Here is a 21,550-nt window from a genome sequence, read left to right on the forward strand (position 1 = left end):
GTTTTTTATTTCCGCTGGCGATCTTTCTGCCGGTTGCTCAAAAAGCCATCAGTTATCACATCTGCGTAAAAAATTTGTTGTCTGCCCCCTTGAAAGGGCGTGGTCGCGGCCCTATCTCTCAGGTCACGAGGCCGGAAGCCATGCAGCCCGGTGTTCAACCCCAAAACTGAATGATTGGACTTCTCAAAGGAGAGCTATCAAATGAAAATTCGTCCATTGCACGATCGCGTTATCGTCAAGCGTAAAGAAGTTGAAGCTAAATCAGCTGGCGGCATCGTGCTGACCGGTTCTGCAGCCGGCAAATCCACCCGTGGTGAAGTGCTGGCTGTCGGCAACGGCCGCATCCTTGAGAGTGGTGACGTTAAGCCGCTGGACGTGAAGGTTGGCGACATCGTGATCTTCAGCGAAGGTTACGGCGCGAAAACCGAGAAAATCGATAACGAAGAGGTGCTGATCATCTCTGAGAGCGACATCCTGGCGGTTGTTGAAGCGTAATTTTTTCGCGTAATTCACTGAACGAAACGAATTTAAGGGATATTTAAAATGGCAGCTAAAGACGTAAAATTCGGTAATGACGCACGCGTAAAAATGCTGCGTGGCGTGAACGTACTGGCAGATGCAGTAAAAGTTACCTTGGGCCCAAAAGGCCGTAACGTGGTTCTGGATAAATCTTTTGGTGCACCGACCATCACTAAAGATGGTGTTTCTGTGGCACGTGAAATCGAACTGGAAGACAAGTTCGAGAACATGGGCGCGCAGATGGTGAAAGAAGTTGCCTCTAAAGCGAATGACGCTGCGGGCGACGGTACCACCACTGCTACCGTACTGGCGCAGTCTATCATCACTGAAGGCCTGAAAGCCGTTGCCGCGGGTATGAACCCGATGGACCTGAAGCGCGGTATCGACCAGGCAGTTATCGCTGCGGTTGAGAAACTGAAAGCGCTGTCTGTACCGTGCTCAGACTCTAAAGCGATTGCGCAGGTAGGTACCATCTCTGCTAACTCCGATGAAACCGTGGGCCAGCTGATTGCTCAGGCGATGGAGAAAGTCGGTAAAGAAGGCGTGATCACCGTTGAAGAAGGCACCGGCCTGCAGGACGAGCTGGATGTGGTAGAAGGTATGCAGTTCGATCGCGGTTACCTGTCACCTTACTTCATCAACAAACCAGAAACCGGTGCGATTGAACTGGAATCTCCGTTCATCCTGCTGGCTGACAAGAAAATTTCTAACATCCGTGAAATGCTGCCAGTGCTGGAAGCCGTGGCGAAAGCCGGCAAACCACTGCTGATCATCGCGGAAGACGTAGAAGGCGAAGCGCTGGCTACCCTGGTGGTTAACACCATGCGCGGCATCGTGAAAGTAGCTGCGGTTAAAGCACCAGGCTTCGGCGACCGTCGTAAAGCCATGCTGCAGGATATCGCTATCCTGACCGGTGGTACTGTGATTTCTGAAGAGATCGGCATGGAGCTGGAAAAAGCAGCTCTGGAAGATCTGGGTCAGGCAAAACGCGTTGTGATCAACAAAGACACCACCACCATCATCGACGGTGTGGGTGAAGAAGCGACGATTCAGGGTCGTGTTACCCAGATTCGTCAGCAGATCGAAGAAGCCACTTCTGACTACGACAAAGAAAAATTGCAGGAGCGTGTCGCTAAACTGGCAGGCGGCGTTGCCGTTCTGAAAGTGGGCGCAGCAACTGAAGTTGAAATGAAAGAGAAGAAAGCCCGCGTTGAAGATGCCCTGCATGCAACCCGTGCTGCGGTAGAAGAAGGTGTGGTTGCTGGTGGTGGTGTGGCGCTGGTTCGCGTTGCAGCTCAGCTGGCCGATCTGCGTGGTCAGAACGAAGATCAGAACGTCGGTATCAAAGTTGCGCTGCGCGCAATGGAATCTCCACTGCGTCAGATCGTTTCTAACGCCGGTGAAGAACCATCAGTGGTCGCTAACAACGTGAAAGCGGGCGACGGTAACTACGGTTACAACGCGCAGACTGAAGAGTACGGCAACATGATCGACTTCGGTATCCTGGACCCAACCAAAGTGACCCGTTCTGCTCTGCAGTACGCGGCTTCTGTTGCGGGTCTGATGATCACCACCGAATGTATGGTCACTGACCTGCCAAAAGGCGACGCACCTGATTTAGGCGGCGGCGCTGGCGGTATGGGTGGCATGGGCGGTATGGGCGGCATGATGTAATCTGCCGTTGACTGCTTAAGTCATCTGGAACCCCCGATCGGAAACGGTCGGGGGTTTTTCTTTTGGGACGGAAAATAGTATAAGTAGTGGCGCAATCGTTCGTCTTTCCTCTTGATATGTCACGCTGTCTGCTGCTGCGCCGCCGGATCCACTGGCTTAAACCAGACCATCAGGATCGGCATGCTTGCCAGCCTGCAAGCGGCATGAAATATTGAGACGATATAACGGGATAAGGGCAATGAATGTGCAGAAAGAAAAAACATTTTTCTGCTACGCTGCCACCCGACTCTGATGATAATAAATGGGGATTACAATGCGGATTAACCTCTTGCTCGGACTGACGGCTGGCGCGTTATTGCTGGCGGGCTGTAGCAGCTCTACTCAACTGTCCTCGGCAGGCCAGCGCGTGACTTTTACCGATCAGCAGCCCGGCAGTGAGTGTCAGCTTCTGGGGAATCTTACCGGCTCACAGAGTAACTGGCTGAGCGGGGCAGGCGGGGAAACCAGCGCCCTGCGCGGTGCAGCAAATGACCTGCGCAACCGTGCAGCGGAAATGGGCGGCAACGTGATTTACGGCGCAACCAGTCCGACGCAGAACCTGCTGTCCGCGTTCGCGCCACTCGACAGTAAAATGTCCGGTCAGGTTTACAAGTGCCCGTAAGGTGAATCCGGCATCATGCCTTCTTCAGACGGCCGGCCTTGCGTCGGCCGTTTTTATTCCTGCCGCAGTTGCAGATCGAGCGGCGTTTTACTCGGCTCTCCGCCAATCTCGCGCGCCAGCTTAGGCACCAGATAACCCGAAACCTGCGACAGCAGCGCCCGCACCAGTTGCCGTGCGTCGTCGTCTGATACGTAGAAATGGGCGGCACCCTGCACCTTGTCCAGCACGTGCAGGTAGTAGGGCAGAATGCCCGCATCGAACAGCGCATTGCTCAGCGTTGCCAGCGTCCGGGCATTGTCGTTGACGCCGCGCAGCAGCACGCTCTGATTGAGCAGCGTCACGCCTGCACGCTTCAGCTCTCTCATCGCCTCACGCAGTGCGTCGTCAATCTCCTGCGCATGGTTGATGTGCGTCACCATCAGCACCTGCAGCCGCGTTTCACTGAGCATCTGACAAAGTGCGTCGGTAATCCGCGCCGGGATCACCACCGGTAAACGGCTATGGATACGCAGCCGTTTCAGGTGCGGGATTTTCTCCAGCGCCGCAATCAGCCAGGCGAGTTCATGATCTTTCGCCATCAGCGGATCGCCGCCGGAGAAGATGATCTCATCCAGCTCCGGATGATCGGCGATATAGTCCAGTGCCGCCTGCCAGTTACGCTTATTTCCCTGATTATCCTGGTAAGGAAAATGACGGCGGAAGCAGTAGCGACAGTTGACCGCACAGCCGCCTTTCACCAGCAATAAGGCGCGGTTTTGGTATTTATGCAGCAAACCAGGGACAACGTTGCTTTGTTCATCCAGCGGATCGGTGCTATAACCTGGCGCATCGATGAATTCCTGGCGTTGAGTCAGTACCTGAAGCAGCAGCGGGTCGTGCGCATCACCTTTCTTCATCCGGTTGATGAATGCACGGGGAACGCGCAAGGCGAAAAGACGCCGCGCATCCGCCCCGTCGGCCAGCTCAGTGTGCTGATCCAGGGCTAAAATCCGCAGTAATTCATCAGGTTCAGTGACAACATCAGCAAGTTGCTGCAACCAATCTTCTCTGGAAGGTGTTTTTAGGGTTACAATGTGTGCCATTTTTTTGGCTTAGTACCAGTATCAATTTTCGTAGAGGGCCTTCATGGCGACTTATTCTAGCAACGATTTCCGTCCCGGTCTTAAAATCATGTTCGAAGGCGAGCCGTATGCCATCGAATCCAGTGAGTTCGTTAAACCGGGTAAAGGTCAGGCATTCGCGCGCGTTAAAATGCGTCGCCTGCTGACGGGTTCTCGCGTTGAGAAAACTTTCAAATCCACCGACTCCGCCGAAGGCGCAGACGTTATGGATACCAACCTGAACTACCTGTACAACGACGGTGAGTTCTATCACTTCATGCACCCGGAAAGCTTCGAGCAGTTCCAGGTTGAAGAGAAAACCGTCAGCGATGCCGCAAAATGGCTGCAGGATAACGCTGAATGTATCGTTACGCTGTGGAATGGCCGTCCAATCGCCGTTCAGCCGCCGAACTTTATCGAAGCCGAAATCGTTGAAACCGATCCTGGTCTGAAAGGTGACACCGCGGGTACAGGCGGTAAGCCAGCCAAGCTGTCTACCGGCGCAGTGGTGAAAGTGCCATTGTTCGTGCAAGAGGGCGAAGTGGTCAAAGTTGACACCCGCTCTGGCGAATACGTGTCACGCGTAAAATAAGTGCCGCAGGCGCATCTCAGATGCGCCTTTTTCTTGTGTGAGTGAAAAAATGAAAAAACTGGCAAAATTAATCGCATTCGCGTTGCTGGTCTCCTCTGCGCTGAGCGCCTGCAACACTTTCCACGGTTTTGGCGAAGATGTCTCCCACTTAGGTGGTGCCATTTCACGTGCGGCAAACTGACTGTTAACCTTCGTCTATTTTGTGGAATCGTCAGCGGCAGTCGTCGGAAATCCGGCTATGCTTAAAACGCTGTACTTTTACATCCATCAAAAAGGACATTGTTATGTTAAAGAAAAGTATTGTCACTTTCTTCTCTGTACTGGTGCTCTCTTCACTGCTGACGGCTTGTAATACCACACGTGGCGTGGGCGAAGACGTAGAAGCGGGTGGTCAGGCGATTCAAAACAGCACGAAGTAACCCGTTATTCCAACCGGTACGAAACCTTTTTCGTACCGGCTGTTCGCTTCCGCACTATTTCTGTTTTACCCAGATTAACTCGTCAACCGGGAAGCCATCCCGACGCGCCTGATCGACCAGCTTCTCTTTCACGCCCGGCTCCAGCTGCGGAGTGCGCGACAGAATCCACAGATAGTGGCGATTCGGTCCACATACCAGCGCATAGCGGTAGTCCGGATCGAGAGCAATCACGTTATAGCCGCCGTAGAAGGGGCCGAAGAAGGAGACTTTCAACGCCGCACGCTGCGGGTCGCCGGTAAAGTAGGCCTTGCCGATGCTCTCCTGCCAGCGCTGTTTCTTCACGTTGTAGCCACGATTGATCACTTTCAGGCCGCCATCTTCACGCGGGCTATAGTTCGCCGTCACCTGTTCAAGGCCGCGTTCGAAAGGGTGATTCAGGCGGGCAATCTCATACCACTGACCGAGATAGCGCTGGCTGTCAAAGTTTTCGATTACGGTGACGTTCTTTGGCGGCGTGGTGCTACAGGCGACGGAGAGAAAAGCGCTCAGGCTGGCAACAACAGTTTTCCATGGAGACATAGTGGGATTCCTTTGTGATTTAACTGCTTAAGTATAGAAGCCGAAACGCTGTTTTTGGCAGCGCGGGCGCGAGATTGTTTGCCGCAGGCATTGCAGGTAGACTTCCACCCCTTATTTGTATCAGGAGTCATCACCATGAGCGAAACGGCAAGCTGGCAACCAAGCGCATCCATCGCCAATTTGTTAAAACGCGCGGCGATTTTAGCCGAAGTGCGTCGTTTCTTTGCCGATCGTGGCGTACTGGAAGTCGATACGCCAGCGATGAGTCAGGCGACCATCACCGATATTCATCTGGTGCCGTTCCAGACGCGGTTTGTCGGGCCGGGTGCCGCACAAGGGCGCGATCTCTGGCTGATGACCAGCCCGGAATACCACATGAAACGCCTGCTGGCCGCCGGCAGCGGGCCGATTTACCAGATGGCGCGCAGCTTCCGCAATGAAGAAGCGGGGCGTCACCATAACCCGGAATTTACCATGCTGGAGTGGTACCGGCCGCACTACGACATGTATCGTCTGATGAACGAAGTCGACGATCTGATGCAGCAGGTGCTGGAGTGCGACAGCGCAGAATCACTCTCTTATCAGCAGGCGTTTATTCGTCATCTGGAGATTGATCCGCTGTCGGCAGACAAGGCCCAGCTGCGTGAAGCGGCGGAAAAGCTGGGTGAAGGCGAACTGGCGCGGGCGGAAGAGGATCGCGATACCCTGCTGATGCTGCTGTTTATGCTGGGCGTGGAACCGAAGATTGGTCAGGATAAGCCTTGCTTCGTTTATCACTTCCCGGCCAGCCAGGCGGCGCTGGCGGAGATCAGCACCGAGGATCACCGTGTGGCAGAACGTTTCGAGGTCTACTACAAGGGCATCGAACTGGCGAACGGTTTCCGTGAGCTGACTGACAGCCGCGAACAGCGTCAGCGCTTCGAGCAGGATAACCGTCGGCGCGCGGCGCGCGGCCTGCCACAGCATCCGATTGATACCAACCTGCTGGATGCACTGGCGCACGGTATGCCAGCCTGTTCCGGGGTGGCGCTGGGTGTAGATCGGTTGATTATGCTGGCGCTGAAAGCGGAATCACTGAGTGAAGTGATCGCCTTCCCGGTCGATCGCTGTTAACCATCTGGCGGGAAAACGGTGGAAAGGGCAGGGATGGCCCAGCCGATCGCAAAGGAGACCTATTTCCCTGTAGGTCGGCCTCGCCTTCCTGGCTCGGACGCTTTGCTCTTCAGCTGGGCCAGCCCTGCCTGTCAGGCTAAATCATGGCGGCTGGTATGCCGCGTGCTGTGCTACTGGCTACTGTCCGGAAATTCCTGAATCGTTACCGGCAGCGTCAGCTTCTGATCATTTCGCAGTACCCGCACATCAATCACTGAACCCGGGCGAATCTCAGCCACCTGGTCCATCGTTTCCTGGGCGGACACTGCGGGCTTGCCGTTGACGCTCAGCAACACATCATTGGCCTGAATACCGGCTTTATCGGCCGGACCGTCCGGGGTCACCACGCTAACGATAATGCCCTGAACCCGATCCAGATTGCTGCCCTGACCGTGCAGCGGCGGCAGTTCGCGGCCGGTAATGCCGATGTAGCCGCGAATCACCCGGCCATCACGAATCAGCTTATCCATAATTTTTGAGGCCAGCGCGGTCGGAATAGCGAATCCAATGCCTTCCGGCGTTTCGCCGTCATTGCTTTTGTCGAAGGTCAGGGTGTTGATGCCCATCAATTCGCCCAGCGAGTTGATCAGCGCGCCGCCAGAGTTACCCTGGTTGATAGAGGCATCGGTTTGCAGGAAGTTCTGCCGGCCTGATGAACTTAAGCCGACCCGTCCGGTGGCGCTGATAATGCCCTGGGTAACCGTCTGGCCGAGGTTGTAGGGATTGCCGATCGCCATTACCACATCGCCGATATGGGCCAGACGTTTAGGATTGATCGGGATTACCGGCAGGCTGGAGGCGGTAATTTTCAGCACCGCCAAATCGGTCATTGCGTCTGAACCAACCAGCGTCGCTTCGAAGAAACGGCCATCCTGTAACGCCACAATAATCTGGTCAGCATTGTTGATGACGTGCTTATTGGTCAGGATGTAACCTTTTGCGTTCATGATCACCCCGGAACCCAGGGTAGTGATGCCACGATTGTTATTACCGTGTGCGCTACGGTTGTAGACGTTGACGACCGCAGGCACGGCGCGGCGCACCCCCTGATTAAAGCTAAAGGGTGTTTCGTCGTTACTGTCATCGTGGTTATAGAGGGCGTCGCTGCCCATACGCAGTGCAGGCAGTGCTGCGAGCAAAATACCCGCCACAATCAGGCCCAGCACCACGGCACGCAAAAGTTTAAGAAACATGGTGTTAAATCACGCCAGGGGAGATCGCTGGGCAGAATAGCATGAGAGCGGCGGACACACACGTGCTTGTGTCCGCCATAATGCGAGGTTTATCTCAACAACAGATAGATACTTTCATCACCGCGGACCACATTCAGCGCCAGTACCGGCGGTTTCCCTTCCAGCACTTTACGCATTTCAGCGATCGACTGAACGCGATTGCGGTTAACGCCAACAATCACATCATCTTTTTGCAGACCAACCTGTTCAGCTGGCGTGCCTTTCTCGATGGTGTCGACCTTAACCCCTTTGTCACCGGTTTTGGTCTGGCCATCACTCAGGGTGGCACCCTGCAGCGCAGGCGACATCAACTGGGCACTGGCGGTGGTTTGTGCGCTTTGCTCCAGCGTAACGGTGACGGTGATCGGTTTACCTTCACGCAGCAAACCAAGTTTGACCTGCTCGCCTGGCGCGGTGGTGCCGATTTTCACCCGCAGTTCGGCAAAGCTGGTGATCGGTTTGTCATTCACTGAGGTGATGATATCGCCAGATTTCACACCCGCTTTCTGGGCTGCTGACTGCGGCAATACTTCAGAGACAAACGCGCCGCGCTGCGCATCAACGTTAAACGCTTTGGCCATGTCAGCAGTCATTTCGGTGCCTTTAATACCGAGCTGGCCACGCTTCACTTCACCATATTTGATCAGCTGCTGGGCAAGATTGATCGCCATGTCGCTGGGAATGGCGAAGCCGATGCCGATATTGCCGCCGCTTGAGGCCAGAATCGCGGTATTAATCCCGATCAGCTCGCCGTTGAGATTAACCAGCGCGCCGCCTGAGTTGCCGCGGTTTATCGCCGCATCGGTCTGGATAAAGTTTTCCAGCCCTTCCAGATTCAGGCCGCTACGGCCCAATGCAGAGATGATACCGGAGGTCGCAGTCTGACCCAGACCAAACGGGTTGCCGATCGCTACCGCAAAATCGCCCACTTTTAGCTGGTCGGAATCGGCTACTTTTACCTGCGTCAGGTTTTTTGCGCCCTGGATCTGAATCAGTGCGATGTCGGTCTGCTCATCATGACCGATCAGTTTGGCTTCATATTCACTGCCGTCGCCCAACTGCACATTGATCTTATCCGCGCCGTTGACCACGTGGTTATTGGTCAGCACGTATCCTTTGGCCGCATCAATGATTACGCCCGACCCCAGACCTTCAAACGGCTGTGGCTGATTATTGCCGCCGGGCATCTGGCCAAAGAAGCGTTTCAGCGGCTCAGGAATATCCTGCGCCTGATCGGCCGATTCGGTACCTTCAACGTGAACGCTGACCACGGCGGGCAGCACTTTCTCCAGCATTGGCGCCAGGCTTGGCAGCGGCTGGCCGGCAATTTGTGCTGGCAGCGTCGCCATCGCGTCTGGCGCGGCGGCAAGGCTCATCCCAATACTCAAGGCTAATGCGCTAAACAGTCGTGCTTGTTTTTTCATTGCTACAACGCTCTCGCTGCAAAAAGTGGGGGGAATTACTCAGTGTGACAGTCGTTTGAGGTCAGGGTTCGCAAAAACCGTGGGCGCAGACGGGCTGCGCCCCAAAAAGATTAGTCGCGGGCAGGGCGCTCGCCGCGCAGTAAACCGGATGCCCCTTCAGAGTAGTCGCGCGGCATCTGTACCGGGACCTGATCGTTATCGGCTTCAGCTTCGGTTAACTGATAAGCAAACGGGTTCTTTTCACCCGGCAGATCGGGCAGCAGGTCATTCGACCCTTTCGCCATATGCTGATAGAGCTGACGATAGTCACGCGCCATGTTGTCCAGCAATTCCGCGCTTTGCGCAAAGTGGTTAGTCAGTTCCTGACGGTAATCCGCCAGTTCCGCTTTCGATTTTTCCAGTTCGTACTGCATGCTGCGCTGCTCACGCAATTTCCTGTTGCCAAAACGCATGGCTACTGCGCCGACAATAATGCCTACCACTAAACCAATTAGCCCGTATTCCCAGGTCATAATGACTCCCGTGTTATTTCCGTTGTTCCGTAGGGCATTGCACCATTCCAATAGTAGTCACTATACCCGTTAATCTTATGGATGTGGAACTCTGGAGCGGCATGGCTTAGTGTAGAACGGCCTTTTTTTCGACAACAGCTGTATGAATCAGACAAAATTCAGGGACTCTGAGAGAACAATGCAAACCTCATCTCCGCTTGCCCGCTATGAGCAGGCGCTGTCGCAGGGCGAATTCAAGCCCGATGACGTACAACGTGAAGCCATTACCCGTTTAGACGCGCTCCAGCAAGCACTGGCCGCACGTCAGCAAACTGCTGCGCCTGCGACATCTGGCCTGCTGGGTCGCCTGTCGAAACTGATCGGCAAAGAGAAAAACGAACCCCTGCCACCGCTGCGCGGTTTATATATGTGGGGCGGTGTGGGTCGCGGGAAAACCTGGGTAATGGATCTGTTTTTTCAGTCTATTCCTGGCAATCGCAAACTGCGGCTGCACTTTCATCGCTTTATGTTGCGGGTACACGAAGAGCTGACGCAACTGCAGGGACAGAGCGATCCGCTGCTGATCATCGCCGACCGGTTTAAAGCCGAAACCGATATCCTCTGTTTCGACGAGTTTTTCGTTTCTGACATCACCGATGCGATGCTGCTTGGCACCCTGATGGAAGCGCTGTTTGAACGCGGTATCGCGCTGGTTGCCACCTCAAATATTCCGCCAGACGATCTCTATCGCAACGGGTTACAGCGTGCGCGTTTCCTGCCGGCGATTGAGCAGATCAAAACCCACTGTGATGTGATGAACGTCGATGCCGGCATCGATTACCGGTTGCGGACGCTGACCTCGGCCCATCTGTGGAACTACCCGCTGAATGACAAGACCCACGCTGAAATGGGGCGGATGTTTCAGGCGCTGGCGGGCGGCAAACCGGAACAGGCACCGGTCCTGGAGATCAACCATCGCCAGATGCCGACGCTCGGCGTCAGTGACGGGGTACTGGCGATCAACTTCACCACGCTGTGCGGGGAAGGACGCAGCCAGCATGACTATATTGCGCTCTCGCGTCGCTTCCACAGCGTCCTGCTGCATGATGTGCCGGTGATGATTTATAAGACCGAGGATCAGGCGCGTCGTTTTCTGGCGCTGGTCGATGAATTCTACGAACGCCATGTGAAACTGGTGGTGGCAGCGGAAACCTCGCTGACCGAGATTTATCAGGGCACGCGGCTGAAATTTGAGTATCAGCGCTGCTTATCACGTCTGCAGGAGATGCAGAGCGAGGAGTATCTGCGCCTGCCGCACCTGCCGTGAGAATAAAGCAGATAAATAGTGAAATAGGGTTCGATTTTTGTAACTGACTTCTCTATAATCTTGCGACCCCACGTTACAGCAAAGGATTTTTTTCCCAAATCCTCTGTGTTCCAGTAACTCTATCCGAAGGGGTGGCTTGCTGGTCAAAATGGTCGTGTGAGCCTCAATCGTTTACTTAAGCGTTTGGGATTTCACCAACGTGTAACTTAATTTGGGTAAGCTTTTCGATGAAAACTTTTACAGCTAAACCAGAAACCGTCCAACGTGACTGGTTTGTAGTTGACGCAACGGGCAAAACTTTGGGTCGCCTGGCGACTGAACTGGCGCGCCGTCTGCGTGGTAAGCATAAAGCGGAATACACTCCGCACGTTGATACTGGTGATTACATCATCGTTCTGAACGCAGAAAAAGTTGCTGTAACCGGCAACAAGCGTACTGACAAGATTTACTATCACCACACTGGTCACATCGGTGGTATCAAACAGGCGACCTTTGAAGAGATGATTGCTCGCCGTCCTGAGCGTGTGATTGAGATCGCGGTTAAAGGCATGCTGCCGAAGGGCCCGCTGGGTCGTGCTATGTACCGTAAACTGAAAGTTTACGCAGGCAACGAGCACACCCATGCGGCACAGCAACCGCAAGTTCTTGACATTTAATCGGGATTAAAGGCAATGGCTGAAACTCAAAACTACGGCACTGGTCGCCGCAAAAGCTCTACCGCTCGCGTATTTATTAAGCCGGGTAGCGGTAACATCGTTATTAACCAACGTTCTCTGGAACAGTACTTCGGTCGCGAAACTGCCCGCATGGTAGTTCGTCAGCCGCTTGAGCTGCTGGACCTGGTTGGTAAATTCGATCTGTACGTCACCGTTAAAGGTGGTGGTATTTCTGGTCAGGCTGGTGCGATCCGTCACGGTATCACCCGCGCTCTGATGGAATATGACGAATCTCTGCGTGCGGAGCTGCGTAAAGCTGGCTTCGTTACCCGTGATGCGCGTCAGGTTGAACGTAAGAAAGTCGGCCTGCGTAAAGCACGTCGTCGTCCTCAGTTCTCCAAGCGTTAATTGTTGCTGCTTCGGCAGAGACAATTGGCACAAAAAACCCGCTTCGGCGGGTTTTTTGCTTTCTGCTGCACCGCCGATGCAGGCGGAAAAACGTTAACGGCGCTCCCAATTTCCCCGCAAAGATTCATTCCACGCCCACAAGCTGCCTAAAATCTGGTAAACTCTGTGTCACTTTGCGCCCGCAGGCCGGTGCGTTATGCGTCTCCCCGCCGTCGGGATATCAGTATACGACGCAGCTAACGTGGGTTGCGTGCGAGTTCTATGAGCAAGTGAGTCGCCGGATGGTTGGCTATTCGCAGTAACTTTTTGTGAACAAACTTGGAGGTTTTCATGGCTGTCGCTGCCAACAAACGTTCGGTAATGACGCTGTTTTCTGGTCCTACTGACATTTTCAGCCATCAGGTACGTATTGTCCTGGCGGAGAAGGGTGTCAGCGTAGAGATCGAGCAGGTCGAAATGGATAACCTGCCGCAGGATCTGATTGACCTCAACCCGTATCGCACGGTGCCGACGCTGGTAGATCGTGAGCTGACGCTGTATGAATCACGCATCATCATGGAATATTTAGATGAGCGTTTCCCGCATCCACCGCTGATGCCGGTTTATCCGGTTGCCCGTGGTGAAAGCCGTCTGATGATGCACCGCATCGAGCAGGACTGGTACAGCCTGATGAGAACCGTTGAGAACAGCAGCGGTCAGGAAGCCGAAGCCGCACGCAAACAACTGCGTGAAGAGCTGCTGGCGATTGCGCCGCTGTTTGGTCGCACACCGTTCTTCATGAGCGAAGAATTCAGCCTGGTCGATTGCTATCTGGCACCGCTGTTATGGCGTCTGCCGTCAATGGGCATCGATTTGATCGGCTCCGGTTCAAAAGAGCTGAAAGGCTACATGAATCGTGTCTTCGAGCGTGACTCTTTCCTCGCTTCATTAACTGAAGCTGAACGTGAAATGCGCCTGCAAGCCCGGGGCTGATTTATGGAAATGTCGCAACTTACCGCACGTCGCCCCTATCTGCTGCGCGCCTTCTATGACTGGTTGCTCGACAATCAGTTAACGCCGCACCTGGTGGTCGACATTAATCTGCCTGGTGTGCAGGTGCCGCTCGAGTATGCGCGCGATGGTCAGATTGTGTTGAACATTGCGCCGCGCGCCGTGGGCAATCTCGATCTGGCTAACGATCAGGTGTCGTTCAACGCTCGTTTCGGCGGCGTTCCGCGTCAGGTTAACGTGCCGATGGCGGCGATTCTGGCGATCTATGCGCGTGAAAATGGCGCTGGAACGATGTTCGAACCTGAGCCGGCCTACGAACTGGCCTCTCAGGAGACGTCAGACGGTCAGGAAGAGACCATGATGTCCGTGATTGATGGCGATCGTCCTGACGATGCCAGCGATGACGAGACACCGCCTGATGACGATCCACCACCGCGTGGCGGACGCCCTTCATTGCGCGTCGTGAAATAACATCCGATACCCGTCCTCACGACGGGTATTTTTTTGCCGGTTGTTAAGGGCAATAAAAAATCCGGCTGCCTGCGCAAGCCGGATGTGTTGTTACGTTGACGCGCGCGAATTAATAGACGTCGCGCAGGTAACGCTTCTCTTTCTTCAGCTGATCGATGTAATCCGCCGCACGTTCACTGGAAAGCCCGCCGAACTGACGCACCACTTCATACAGCGCGCTGTCGACATCTTTCGCCATGCGTGACGCATCACCACAGACGTAGAAATAGGCACCTTCCTGCAGCCAGGCATAAAGCTCTGCGCCCTGTTCCAGCATGCGGGTTTGCACGTAAATCTTCTTCTCCTGATCGCGTGAGAACGCCAGATCCAGCCGGGTCAGCAAGCCGCTGTCGTGCCAGCCGGTCAGCTCTTCGCGATAGATGAAATCATGTTCCTGATGCTGATCGCCAAAGAACAGCCAGTTTTTTCCCTGTGCGCCGGTTGCCTGACGCTCCTGCAAAAAGGCGCGGAACGGGGCGATACCGGTGCCTGGACCCACCATGATCAGCGGGGCGCTGTTATTAGCCGGCACGCGAAATGCTTTGTTTGGCGAAATGAAGATAGCGGGCTTCTCACCACGACGCACGCGTTCGGCCAGATAGGTTGAACAGACACCGCCACGGTTACGGCCACCACTGTGATAACGGACGGAGGCGACGGTCAGGTGTACCTGGTTAGGATGCGCCTTCGAGCTTGACGAGATGGAGTAGGCACGATGCTGCAACGGGCGCAGCAGCGCGACAAATTCCGGTACCGGCAGCGAGCGGGTCAGCTCAAGCTGCAGCAGGTCAAGCGTATCTTTGCCCCAAAGCCACACGCCGAGCGCATCTTTATCGTCGTGCTGCAACACGTGACGCAGTTCCTGGTTGGTGGTGTTCTGTCCGACCCACTCAATCAGCTTGCGCGACGGTTCTGAGATTTCAAACTGATAGGTCAGCAGATCGCCGAGGCTGCGGTCAAAGCCGGGCACCGGCGTCTGGTAATCGGCATTCAGCTGCGTCAGCAGCAGGCTGACCAGCGACGGTTCGTTGACCGGGATAACGCCCAGCGCATCGCCCGCTTCATATTTCAGACCACTGTCGGTCAGATCAAACTCGAAGTGACGAATATCCTTCGCCGACTGCTCGCCTGACAGACGCTTGTTGGTGATCAGCGCCGCAGCGTAAGGATTGGACTTGTTGCTGCCCGGGATCACCGGCGCTTCTGGTGCGCTTTCCAGCACCGTGCCGCTGCTGCCCGCGCTGGCGGCAAACTGCGGCATCGAACTGTTCAGCCATTCGCTGGACGGCTCTTCGTAGTCGATGTCGCAATCAATACGATCGACTACGCGTTTCGCGCCCAGCTGCTCCAGCCGCATATCAATGAATTTACCCGCCTGGCAGAAGCCATCGTAACCAGTATCGCCAATCGCCAGCACGGCAAAGTGCATCTGCTCCAGACGCGGGGCGGTGCTGGCGGAGATGGCATCCCAGAATAACTGGGCGTTGTCTGGCATTTCGCCTTCGCCATAGGTAGACGTGACGATCAGTACGTGACGCATGGTCGCGAACACGTCGAGATCCACATCGCCCAGCGCCTGAACTACCGGCACCAGTCCTTTAGCACGTGCTGATTTGGCGGCGGTTTGCGCCAGCGCTTCCGCGTTGCCGGTTTGCGAGCCGTAGAGAATATGCAGTTGGGTGGTGGCGGCGGCGCCGGTACCTGCCGCAGGCTGCTGCTTGTCTTCTAACACCAGTAAACGGGAGTGAAGACCGGCGAGGAAGCCCGCCAGCCAGTATTTCTGATCGCCATTAAAGGGTGCATCTTCTGGAATATAAGGAATTTTCATGGGTACTTTTACTCAATCCCGTTCTCACCCGTCATAAGCGACGCCGCCATCGCAGAGAGCCGCTTCACCTTCCGCACCGCCTGACGTGGCGGCGGGAAACGTGAAGCTTACGCTGCGTGTTACCACGCTTAATCCGGGTAATATCAATTAATAATATTCACGTTCAATCAGGTTAGTCGCCCTGTCAGGACAGTTTTCCCACCGCCGCGGCAATTTCAGGTAACGCTGCACGCGCAAACAGCTCTTCAAAATCAGGCAGATGTCCCAGCACTTCGCGGTTACAGGCGTCCTGATACATGATCCAGCCATACGTCGCCAGGCTGTCCATCGAGCGGATGTTGCGTTGCGTCAGCGCAGCTTTGTAATCGGACATCCGTTTGGTGCCGATCAGGCTGGCCAGTTCATCATCGCTGTAGCTTTCAATCGCTGAGCGGGCATGACGTTGCAGCTTGCTGACCAGCGAAAAATCTTCGGTCATCAGCAGGTTGCGAACCGCTTTTTCTACGGCCGGATCTTCAACCGGCGTGCCTTTTGGCAGTTTGCCCAATGCCAGCTGCTGCGCGAAGCTCAGCACGGTGTAGTTGTTGAGCAGGACAAACATCTCCAGCGTGTCGGTCGCACCGTAAGCCGGTACCGCGCCGTTGGCGATGGTTTTACCCTGACGCCAGGCAGCTTTAAACTTCGCCACCTGATGGCCCGCCAGCGCAGTAGACAGCTCTTCCAGCAAATCTTTGCGGGTTTTGGCCTTCAGGATTTCTCCCCCATCCTGGTAAAGCAGCAGCGAGCGCGGCATGACGTAGACAAAGTGGTGACACTCGGTTTCCCAGTTCTCCAGCAGCCACGCCGCACGCGGGGACTGCGTTGCCTCCAGATGCCAGTTCAGCATGGTCAGCACTGCCTGCTTATGGACCTGCGCCATCTCATCCTGATCGGCGATTGAACCGAACAGCACGGAATCGCCGGCAGCATGACTGGCCAGTGAACCATAGGGATCGTACTGATAGGCAAAGCCGCCGCTCATGCCATTACCAAACCCTTTACCAAAGGTGCCGAGGTTAAGAATGGCGCCGTTGGTCATGTACTCGCAGCAGAAATCGCCGACCCCTTCAACCACCGCCGTGGCACCGGAGTTACGCACCGCGAAACGGTCACCGGCCTGCCCCTGCACAAACAGGCGTCCACCGGTGGCACCGAACAGTGCGAAGTTACCGATCAGCACGTTGCCATCGCCGTCCTGTGCGCCGCCGCCTGGCGACATCACCACCAGTTCACCGCCACACTGTCCTTTGCCAACGCCGTCGTTACAGGTGCCGTAGTGACGCATCTGCATACCATCGTTGCAAAATGCGCCAAACGACTGACCGGCGGAACCGGAGGTGGAAATTTTCACGCTCTCCGGTGCCAGATAGTGACGGCCACGGTCGTCGGCCAGCACCGCCGGCATCGCCTGCAGTTGTTCTGCGCTCAGTTGATGGTTCAGCATCCGCTCAATATCGATCGCCAGCTGGCCGCCGACGCTCTTGTTGCGGTTGTTGAGTACCACGTTATCGCCCAGCGTGATGTCAGGCTTACGCTGTTCAACCAGCGCCAGTTTCAGTTGTTCTACCCAGCCATCATCCAGCTCGAAATCTTTTTCGAGGTAAACCGGATGTTCGATTTTCAGCTCCGGTACCACGGTCAGCATGGCGCGCAAATCGAGTTTGCCGACTTCCAGTGGGTGATCCATCAGGTGCAGCAGATCAGCGCGGCCGCGTGCTTCACGCAGCGAACGTAATCCCATCCGCGCCAGAATCTCACGGACTTCATGCGCGACATTGAGGAAGTACTGCGCCAGCTGGCGTGGATCGCCATCAAAGGCTTCGGCATTGGTGGTTAAGCCCGCCGGGCATTTGACGTTACAGTTTTTCGCCATCACGCATTTCAGCATCATCAGGGCGGTCGTACCGAATTCAAAACTGTCGCCGCCCAGCAGCGCTGATTTCACCACGTCGCTGCCGGTTTGCTGAGCGCCTGAACAGCGCAGCAGCACTTTGTCACGCAGGCCGTTGGCGCACAGCGCCTGATGCACTTCTGCGATGCCGATTTCCGCTACGCGGCCGGTGTATTTCAGGCTGGTAACGGAGGCCGCGCCGGTGCCGCCGGTGTTGCCGGCTACGTTGATGACGTCAGCACCCGCTTTGGCAACGCCAACCGCGATGGTGCCAATGCCTTCCGACGAAACCAGCTTGACGATCACCCGTACCCGCGCGGCTTTACAGTCATGGATCAGCTGCGCCAGATCTTCAATCGAGTAAGTATCGTGATGCGGTGGCGGTGAGACCAGCTCAACGCCAGGCGTACCGCCACGGGCCGCGGCAATTTCCACCGTGACTTTAGCGGCCGGTAACTGGCCACCTTCGCCAGGCTTGGCACCCTGACCAATTTTAATTTCCAGCTCTTCCAGCATCGGATCGGCAAGGTAGGCCGCCCAGACGCCGAAGCGACCCGAAGCCAGCTGTTTGATGCGCGATGCACGGATGGTGCCGTGACGCGAGTAGTGTTCGCCACCTTCACCGCAGTTGCTCATGCCGCCGACCATATTGGTACCGTGTGCCACCGCCTCATGAGCAGGTGCCACCAGCGCACCGTGACTCATCGCACCGGAAGCAAAGGTGCGGGTGATTTCACAGGCGGGCTGAACCTCGCTGAGCGGCAGTGAGGGCAGGGTGGTGAAAATACGCGACAGATAATCGGCCGCTTTGCCGTAAGCGGTCACTTTCAGGCCGCCATCGACCACTTCACTGCTCTCGATATCGTCGTTAAACCGCAACTTCAGTGCGCGTGACAGGTTCTGCAGACGCTCATGCTCTGGCTTCAGGCCAGCAATCGCATCGGTCAGGCGCAGCATAAAGTGATTCAGGCTGCCATCCACCGCTTCACAGACCAGGCCGCGGATCGCAAAGCCGTTGTTGGTCAGCGAGTAGCGTCCCAGCTTACGGCGAAACTCCGCTTCACTGTCGATGTGGGTCAGGTCAGCCGGGAAGGTCAGAATATCGCGCAGCGCCGCCGGGCGACGTTTACGCTCTTCATACATCAGGCTTGAGAACTGACGGTAATCGGCGGTGATAGTGAAATTGTTGATCACCTCATCCGGAATGCGCTCGAAGCTGCTGTCTTTAAAGGTTTCTGGCTTGATGCCAAAGGCGTTATCGAGCTTCGCCAGCGTCATCAGGCGGATAAAGTTATCCTCTTCACGCGCTTTATCGGCGAAGCGGATCGGCTCCTCAGTCATATCAATAAAGGTGCGTACCGCAATGGTGCCGTACGAGTGACCGGCGCCTTCGGCACGTTCTTTAAACAGACCGAGCAACGGCACTTCAGATTCACCCTGAATTTTCAGGGCGCTCTGATGCCAGTCGACCGCCATCTGCGCGATGGTGGCAAAACCGGCGCCGCCCACCGGCGTTTTGATATTCGGGAAGTACTTTTTCAGCACCGGATCGTCGGTGTTGAGGAAGTTTGGCTCAAAGAATTCGCCGCTGCTGTAGCTTTCAACGGTGCAGAGACCCACTTTGCCCATGGTTTTCATTAACGCTTTTTCAGCCGCTTTGGCATAGCGTTTAAAGGCTTTGTTGCCTTCTTCGCCTTCACCGAACTTCTCTTCTGCACGCATCTGTACGCCGAGCGGATAGATAGCGGAGGCACCAAAGCCCAGCGTGGCGGCAATGTGGTGCGATGAAATGCTCTGACCGCTTTCCACCACCAGCGACACATCCAGACGCAGACCTTCCTGCACCAGACGCTGGTTGATGGCAGAGACCACCAGCAACATCGGAATTGCTGCCTGTTTAGAGGAGATGTGGCGATCGGTCAGCACCGCGATGCCGCCCTGGCTGCGGGCAAAATCAACCACCTGCTGTGCCAGATCGTCAATCGCCTTCTCCAGCGCGTTGGCGTTAGCGGTGGTGCTCAACAGATCTTTGCCAATAACCGGCTCATACAGCATCTCAAAGCGGGCGTACGGCGCGACATCCTGCTCACGTAAACGCAGCATATCGAGATGGCTCAGGATCGGCGAAGGCACCACAATCTGGCGGCCTTTGCTGCGACCGAGATGCGGTTTGGCACCCAGCGCGACCCGCAGCGTCATGCCATCCACTTCACGGATAGAGTCCAGCGGCGGGTTAGTCACCTGGGCGAAGCGCTGAGAGAAATAGTGCGCCATGCCGCCTTCATGATCGGACAGACCGTTAATTGCGTTGCCGTAACCCATGGCGGAGATTTTCTCTGCGCCGGTGTTCAGCATCGGGTCCATCATGAACTTGAAGCTTTCCTGGTTGTAGTAGTAGGCCACAAAGCGCTGATAGGTTTTCAGGTCACCGCGATAGCGCAGCGGTGAACCTTGCTGCTCAGCCGGAATGGCGGGCAGGTCTTCCAGTCCGACGCGCGCCTCGCGCAGCAGAGCTGGATAATCTTTTTCGGCAGCCAGTTTTTCCAGCGCCTGTACCGTGGTGTAGCTGCGTTTTTCGCGATGATCGAAGTAGAGCATGCCACCGGCCTCAATACGGCCGCGACGCAGCACACTTTCCGGCGGGAAGGCAATCTGGCCCGCTTCGGACATCGCACCGATATACTCTGCAGTTTCTACTGAACGCAGCGGACGCAGGCCGAGACGGTCAAGACGCGCCCCAATCACTTCGCCATTACCAAAGATTAACGCAGCCGGACCGTCGTTCTTCTCTTCATACAGCGAGAAGTACTCCAGCATAGCGCGCACTTCCGGCGATAACGCACTGTCGTTTTCCCAGGCAGGCGGCATCATCGAGACCACTGCGGTGATCAGATCGAGGTTATCTTCCATCAGACGGCTATGGATGCTCTGATCGAGACGTGAGCTGTCCGACTGGCCTTTCGGCCGCACAATTTTCTTGCCGCGCGCCAGCGCCAGCGCCGATTCGGCGATGCGGTTCTTACGGTCGGTATTCAGTTCACCGTTGTGCGCCATCAGGCGGAACGGCTGCGCCATGGTGGTGTGCGGATCGGTGTTGGTTGAGAAGCGGGTATGGAAAAACAGCCCGCGCACCTGATGATCGGGGTCGGTCAGATCCCTGAAGTAAGGGATCACTTCATTGGAATTCAGACGGGCTTTAAAAACCTGGGTGCGTGAAGAGAGCGACAGCGGATAGAGACCGCCAAATTCACTCTCGGTAAAAGCCCGGGCTTCGATGGTTAACAGGGCGCGATAAATGCGTTGTTCGAAGTCGTTTTGGTCGGCCACGTCCTGCGGCGCAGTGAAAATCCACTGCAGAATCGGTAACTGAAACTGCACTGCCGCCGGACGCGTCACGCTGCTGTCGAGCGGCATGTCACGTTTCATGATCACCGGCAGATTAAAGCTGCTCAGCGTTTCATCGACCAGACGTTCTGCGTTAGCGCGCAGGTCGGCATCTTTCGGCACGAAGAAGTTGCCGACGCCGAAGCGGCCCGCTTCCAGCGGCTGGCCGGTAATTTTACGGAAGAAGTGCAGGGAGAGATCAACGTTGACCCCGGCGCCGTCGCCCACGCCTTCAGCCGACATGCCGCCACGATGCGGTACGGTGCACAGGGCGCTGTGCGCCATCTGCAAAATCTCATGGGTCTGCTCGCCGTCCTTACGCGTTATGAAACCTACACCACAGCTATCACTGCCTGCTGTTGGATCATACAAGCCATAGGAATGAGGTTTGTTAGTGGACATTGAGGGTCTCCTTAAACTGCTTTTGACATTACCTGCACTGTTTCAGGGTCTGAGCGCAACTGAGGCGCACTTCATTTTCATCGCCATGCTCTGTCGAGCGCGCGTCATAGCCCTGAGCATTTCTCTCCAGACATCGGTGAAACGTCCTTAATTGAGCTGCTCTTCGATTTCCGGTCTCTTAAAGGAGATGACTTAAACCACGCGGGAGTCTTCTTGTTGCATAGATATGCCGAGACACTGGCCCGTCAGGAAAGCTTTCAGCGGATTTCCAA

At 55.6% G+C, this 21,550-nt stretch carries 19 protein-coding genes; 12 read left to right on the forward strand and 7 right to left on the reverse strand.

Annotated elements, in window-relative coordinates:
- Window positions 1-201 precede the first annotated feature (201 nt).
- The 3 genes from FHW04_RS06480 (at window position 202) to FHW04_RS06490 (ending at window position 2,854) form a co-directional block, all read left to right on the forward strand.
- Window positions 202-495 carry a co-chaperone GroES gene (locus tag FHW04_RS06480; protein WP_022625257.1) on the forward strand — a complete coding sequence of 98 codons (294 nt, stop codon included), beginning with the start codon at window positions 202-204 and terminating at the stop codon, window positions 493-495.
- Between the two features lie 48 nt (window positions 496-543).
- Window positions 544-2,193 carry a chaperonin GroEL gene (gene groL / locus FHW04_RS06485; RefSeq protein ID WP_003848314.1) on the forward strand — a complete coding sequence of 550 codons (1,650 nt, stop codon included), beginning with the start codon at window positions 544-546 and terminating at the stop codon, window positions 2,191-2,193.
- Window positions 2,194-2,506: 313 nt separating this feature from the next.
- Window positions 2,507-2,854, forward strand: coding sequence for a DUF4156 domain-containing protein (locus FHW04_RS06490; RefSeq protein WP_031375470.1), 348 nt, complete (start codon window positions 2,507-2,509; stop codon window positions 2,852-2,854).
- A 53-nt stretch (window positions 2,855-2,907) separates the two neighbouring features.
- Here the strand turns inward: FHW04_RS06490 and epmB are convergent, their stop codons facing one another.
- Entirely contained in the window at window positions 2,908-3,936 is a 1,029-nt protein-coding gene (gene epmB, locus FHW04_RS06495; protein ID WP_031375469.1) for an EF-P beta-lysylation protein EpmB, read from the reverse strand.
- A 43-nt stretch (window positions 3,937-3,979) separates the two neighbouring features.
- Here epmB and efp point away from each other — a divergent pair, with 43 nt between their 5' ends.
- The 3 genes from efp (at window position 3,980) to FHW04_RS06510 (ending at window position 4,965) form a co-directional block, all read left to right on the forward strand.
- Window positions 3,980-4,546, forward strand: a complete 567-nt coding sequence (gene efp, locus FHW04_RS06500) for an elongation factor P (protein WP_031375468.1) — start codon at window positions 3,980-3,982, stop codon at window positions 4,544-4,546.
- A gap of 49 nt (window positions 4,547-4,595) precedes the next feature.
- A complete protein-coding gene (locus FHW04_RS06505) occupies window positions 4,596-4,727 on the forward strand; it encodes an entericidin A/B family lipoprotein (RefSeq protein ID WP_031375467.1) in 132 nt (43 codons plus the stop codon).
- A gap of 103 nt (window positions 4,728-4,830) precedes the next feature.
- Window positions 4,831-4,965, forward strand: coding sequence for an entericidin A/B family lipoprotein (locus FHW04_RS06510; RefSeq protein ID WP_031375466.1), 135 nt, complete (start codon window positions 4,831-4,833; stop codon window positions 4,963-4,965).
- A 54-nt stretch (window positions 4,966-5,019) separates the two neighbouring features.
- Here the strand turns inward: FHW04_RS06510 and FHW04_RS06515 are convergent, their stop codons facing one another.
- A complete protein-coding gene (locus tag FHW04_RS06515; RefSeq protein WP_031375465.1) occupies window positions 5,020-5,544 on the reverse strand; it encodes a lipocalin family protein in 525 nt (174 codons plus the stop codon).
- Between the two features lie 135 nt (window positions 5,545-5,679).
- Here FHW04_RS06515 and epmA point away from each other — a divergent pair, with 135 nt between their 5' ends.
- The gene (gene epmA / locus FHW04_RS06520; protein ID WP_031375464.1) at window positions 5,680-6,657 is read left to right on the forward strand and encodes an elongation factor P--(R)-beta-lysine ligase; all 978 of its coding nucleotides are present in this window, start codon (window positions 5,680-5,682) and stop codon (window positions 6,655-6,657) included.
- A gap of 170 nt (window positions 6,658-6,827) precedes the next feature.
- On the opposite strand, the gene degS is transcribed toward epmA, so the two are convergent.
- The 3 genes from degS to zapG form a co-directional block, all read right to left on the reverse strand.
- Window positions 6,828-7,889: an outer membrane-stress sensor serine endopeptidase DegS gene (degS, locus tag FHW04_RS06525; protein WP_031375463.1), complete on the reverse strand. Its 1,062-nt coding sequence runs from the start codon at window positions 7,887-7,889 to the stop codon at window positions 6,828-6,830.
- Window positions 7,890-7,978: 89 nt separating this feature from the next.
- Complete coding sequence (gene degQ / locus FHW04_RS06530) at window positions 7,979-9,352, reverse strand: serine endoprotease DegQ (RefSeq protein ID WP_031375462.1); 1,374 nt, start codon at window positions 9,350-9,352, stop codon at window positions 7,979-7,981.
- 110 nt (window positions 9,353-9,462) lie between these two features.
- Window positions 9,463-9,864, reverse strand: a complete 402-nt coding sequence (gene zapG / locus FHW04_RS06535; RefSeq protein WP_031375461.1) for a Z-ring associated protein ZapG — start codon at window positions 9,862-9,864, stop codon at window positions 9,463-9,465.
- A 178-nt stretch (window positions 9,865-10,042) separates the two neighbouring features.
- Here zapG and zapE point away from each other — a divergent pair, with 178 nt between their 5' ends.
- The 5 genes from zapE (at window position 10,043) to sspB (ending at window position 13,695) form a co-directional block, all read left to right on the forward strand.
- A complete protein-coding gene (gene zapE / locus FHW04_RS06540) occupies window positions 10,043-11,170 on the forward strand; it encodes a cell division protein ZapE (RefSeq protein WP_031375460.1) in 1,128 nt (375 codons plus the stop codon).
- A gap of 227 nt (window positions 11,171-11,397) precedes the next feature.
- Complete coding sequence (gene rplM, locus FHW04_RS06545) at window positions 11,398-11,826, forward strand: 50S ribosomal protein L13 (protein WP_008925400.1); 429 nt, start codon at window positions 11,398-11,400, stop codon at window positions 11,824-11,826.
- 15 nt (window positions 11,827-11,841) lie between these two features.
- A complete protein-coding gene (rpsI, locus tag FHW04_RS06550) occupies window positions 11,842-12,234 on the forward strand; it encodes a 30S ribosomal protein S9 (protein WP_031375459.1) in 393 nt (130 codons plus the stop codon).
- A gap of 330 nt (window positions 12,235-12,564) precedes the next feature.
- On the forward strand, window positions 12,565-13,206 hold the full coding sequence (gene sspA / locus FHW04_RS06555) for a stringent starvation protein SspA (protein ID WP_031375458.1): 642 nt from the start codon (window positions 12,565-12,567) through the stop codon (window positions 13,204-13,206).
- A gap of 3 nt (window positions 13,207-13,209) precedes the next feature.
- The gene (sspB, locus tag FHW04_RS06560; RefSeq protein WP_031375457.1) at window positions 13,210-13,695 is read left to right on the forward strand and encodes a ClpXP protease specificity-enhancing factor; all 486 of its coding nucleotides are present in this window, start codon (window positions 13,210-13,212) and stop codon (window positions 13,693-13,695) included.
- A gap of 109 nt (window positions 13,696-13,804) precedes the next feature.
- Here sspB and FHW04_RS06565 read toward each other — a convergent pair whose 3' ends face one another.
- Both FHW04_RS06565 and FHW04_RS06570 read right to left on the reverse strand, forming a co-directional pair.
- A complete protein-coding gene (locus tag FHW04_RS06565) occupies window positions 13,805-15,562 on the reverse strand; it encodes a sulfite reductase subunit alpha (protein WP_069728787.1) in 1,758 nt (585 codons plus the stop codon).
- 184 nt (window positions 15,563-15,746) lie between these two features.
- On the reverse strand, window positions 15,747-21,278 hold the full coding sequence (locus FHW04_RS06570; RefSeq protein ID WP_031375455.1) for a glutamate synthase-related protein: 5,532 nt from the start codon (window positions 21,276-21,278) through the stop codon (window positions 15,747-15,749).
- Window positions 21,279-21,550 lie beyond the last annotated feature (272 nt).

This window comes from Pantoea sp. AN62, from assembly GCF_050432985.1.
Lineage (GTDB): Bacteria > Pseudomonadota > Gammaproteobacteria > Enterobacterales > Enterobacteriaceae > Pantoea > Pantoea brenneri.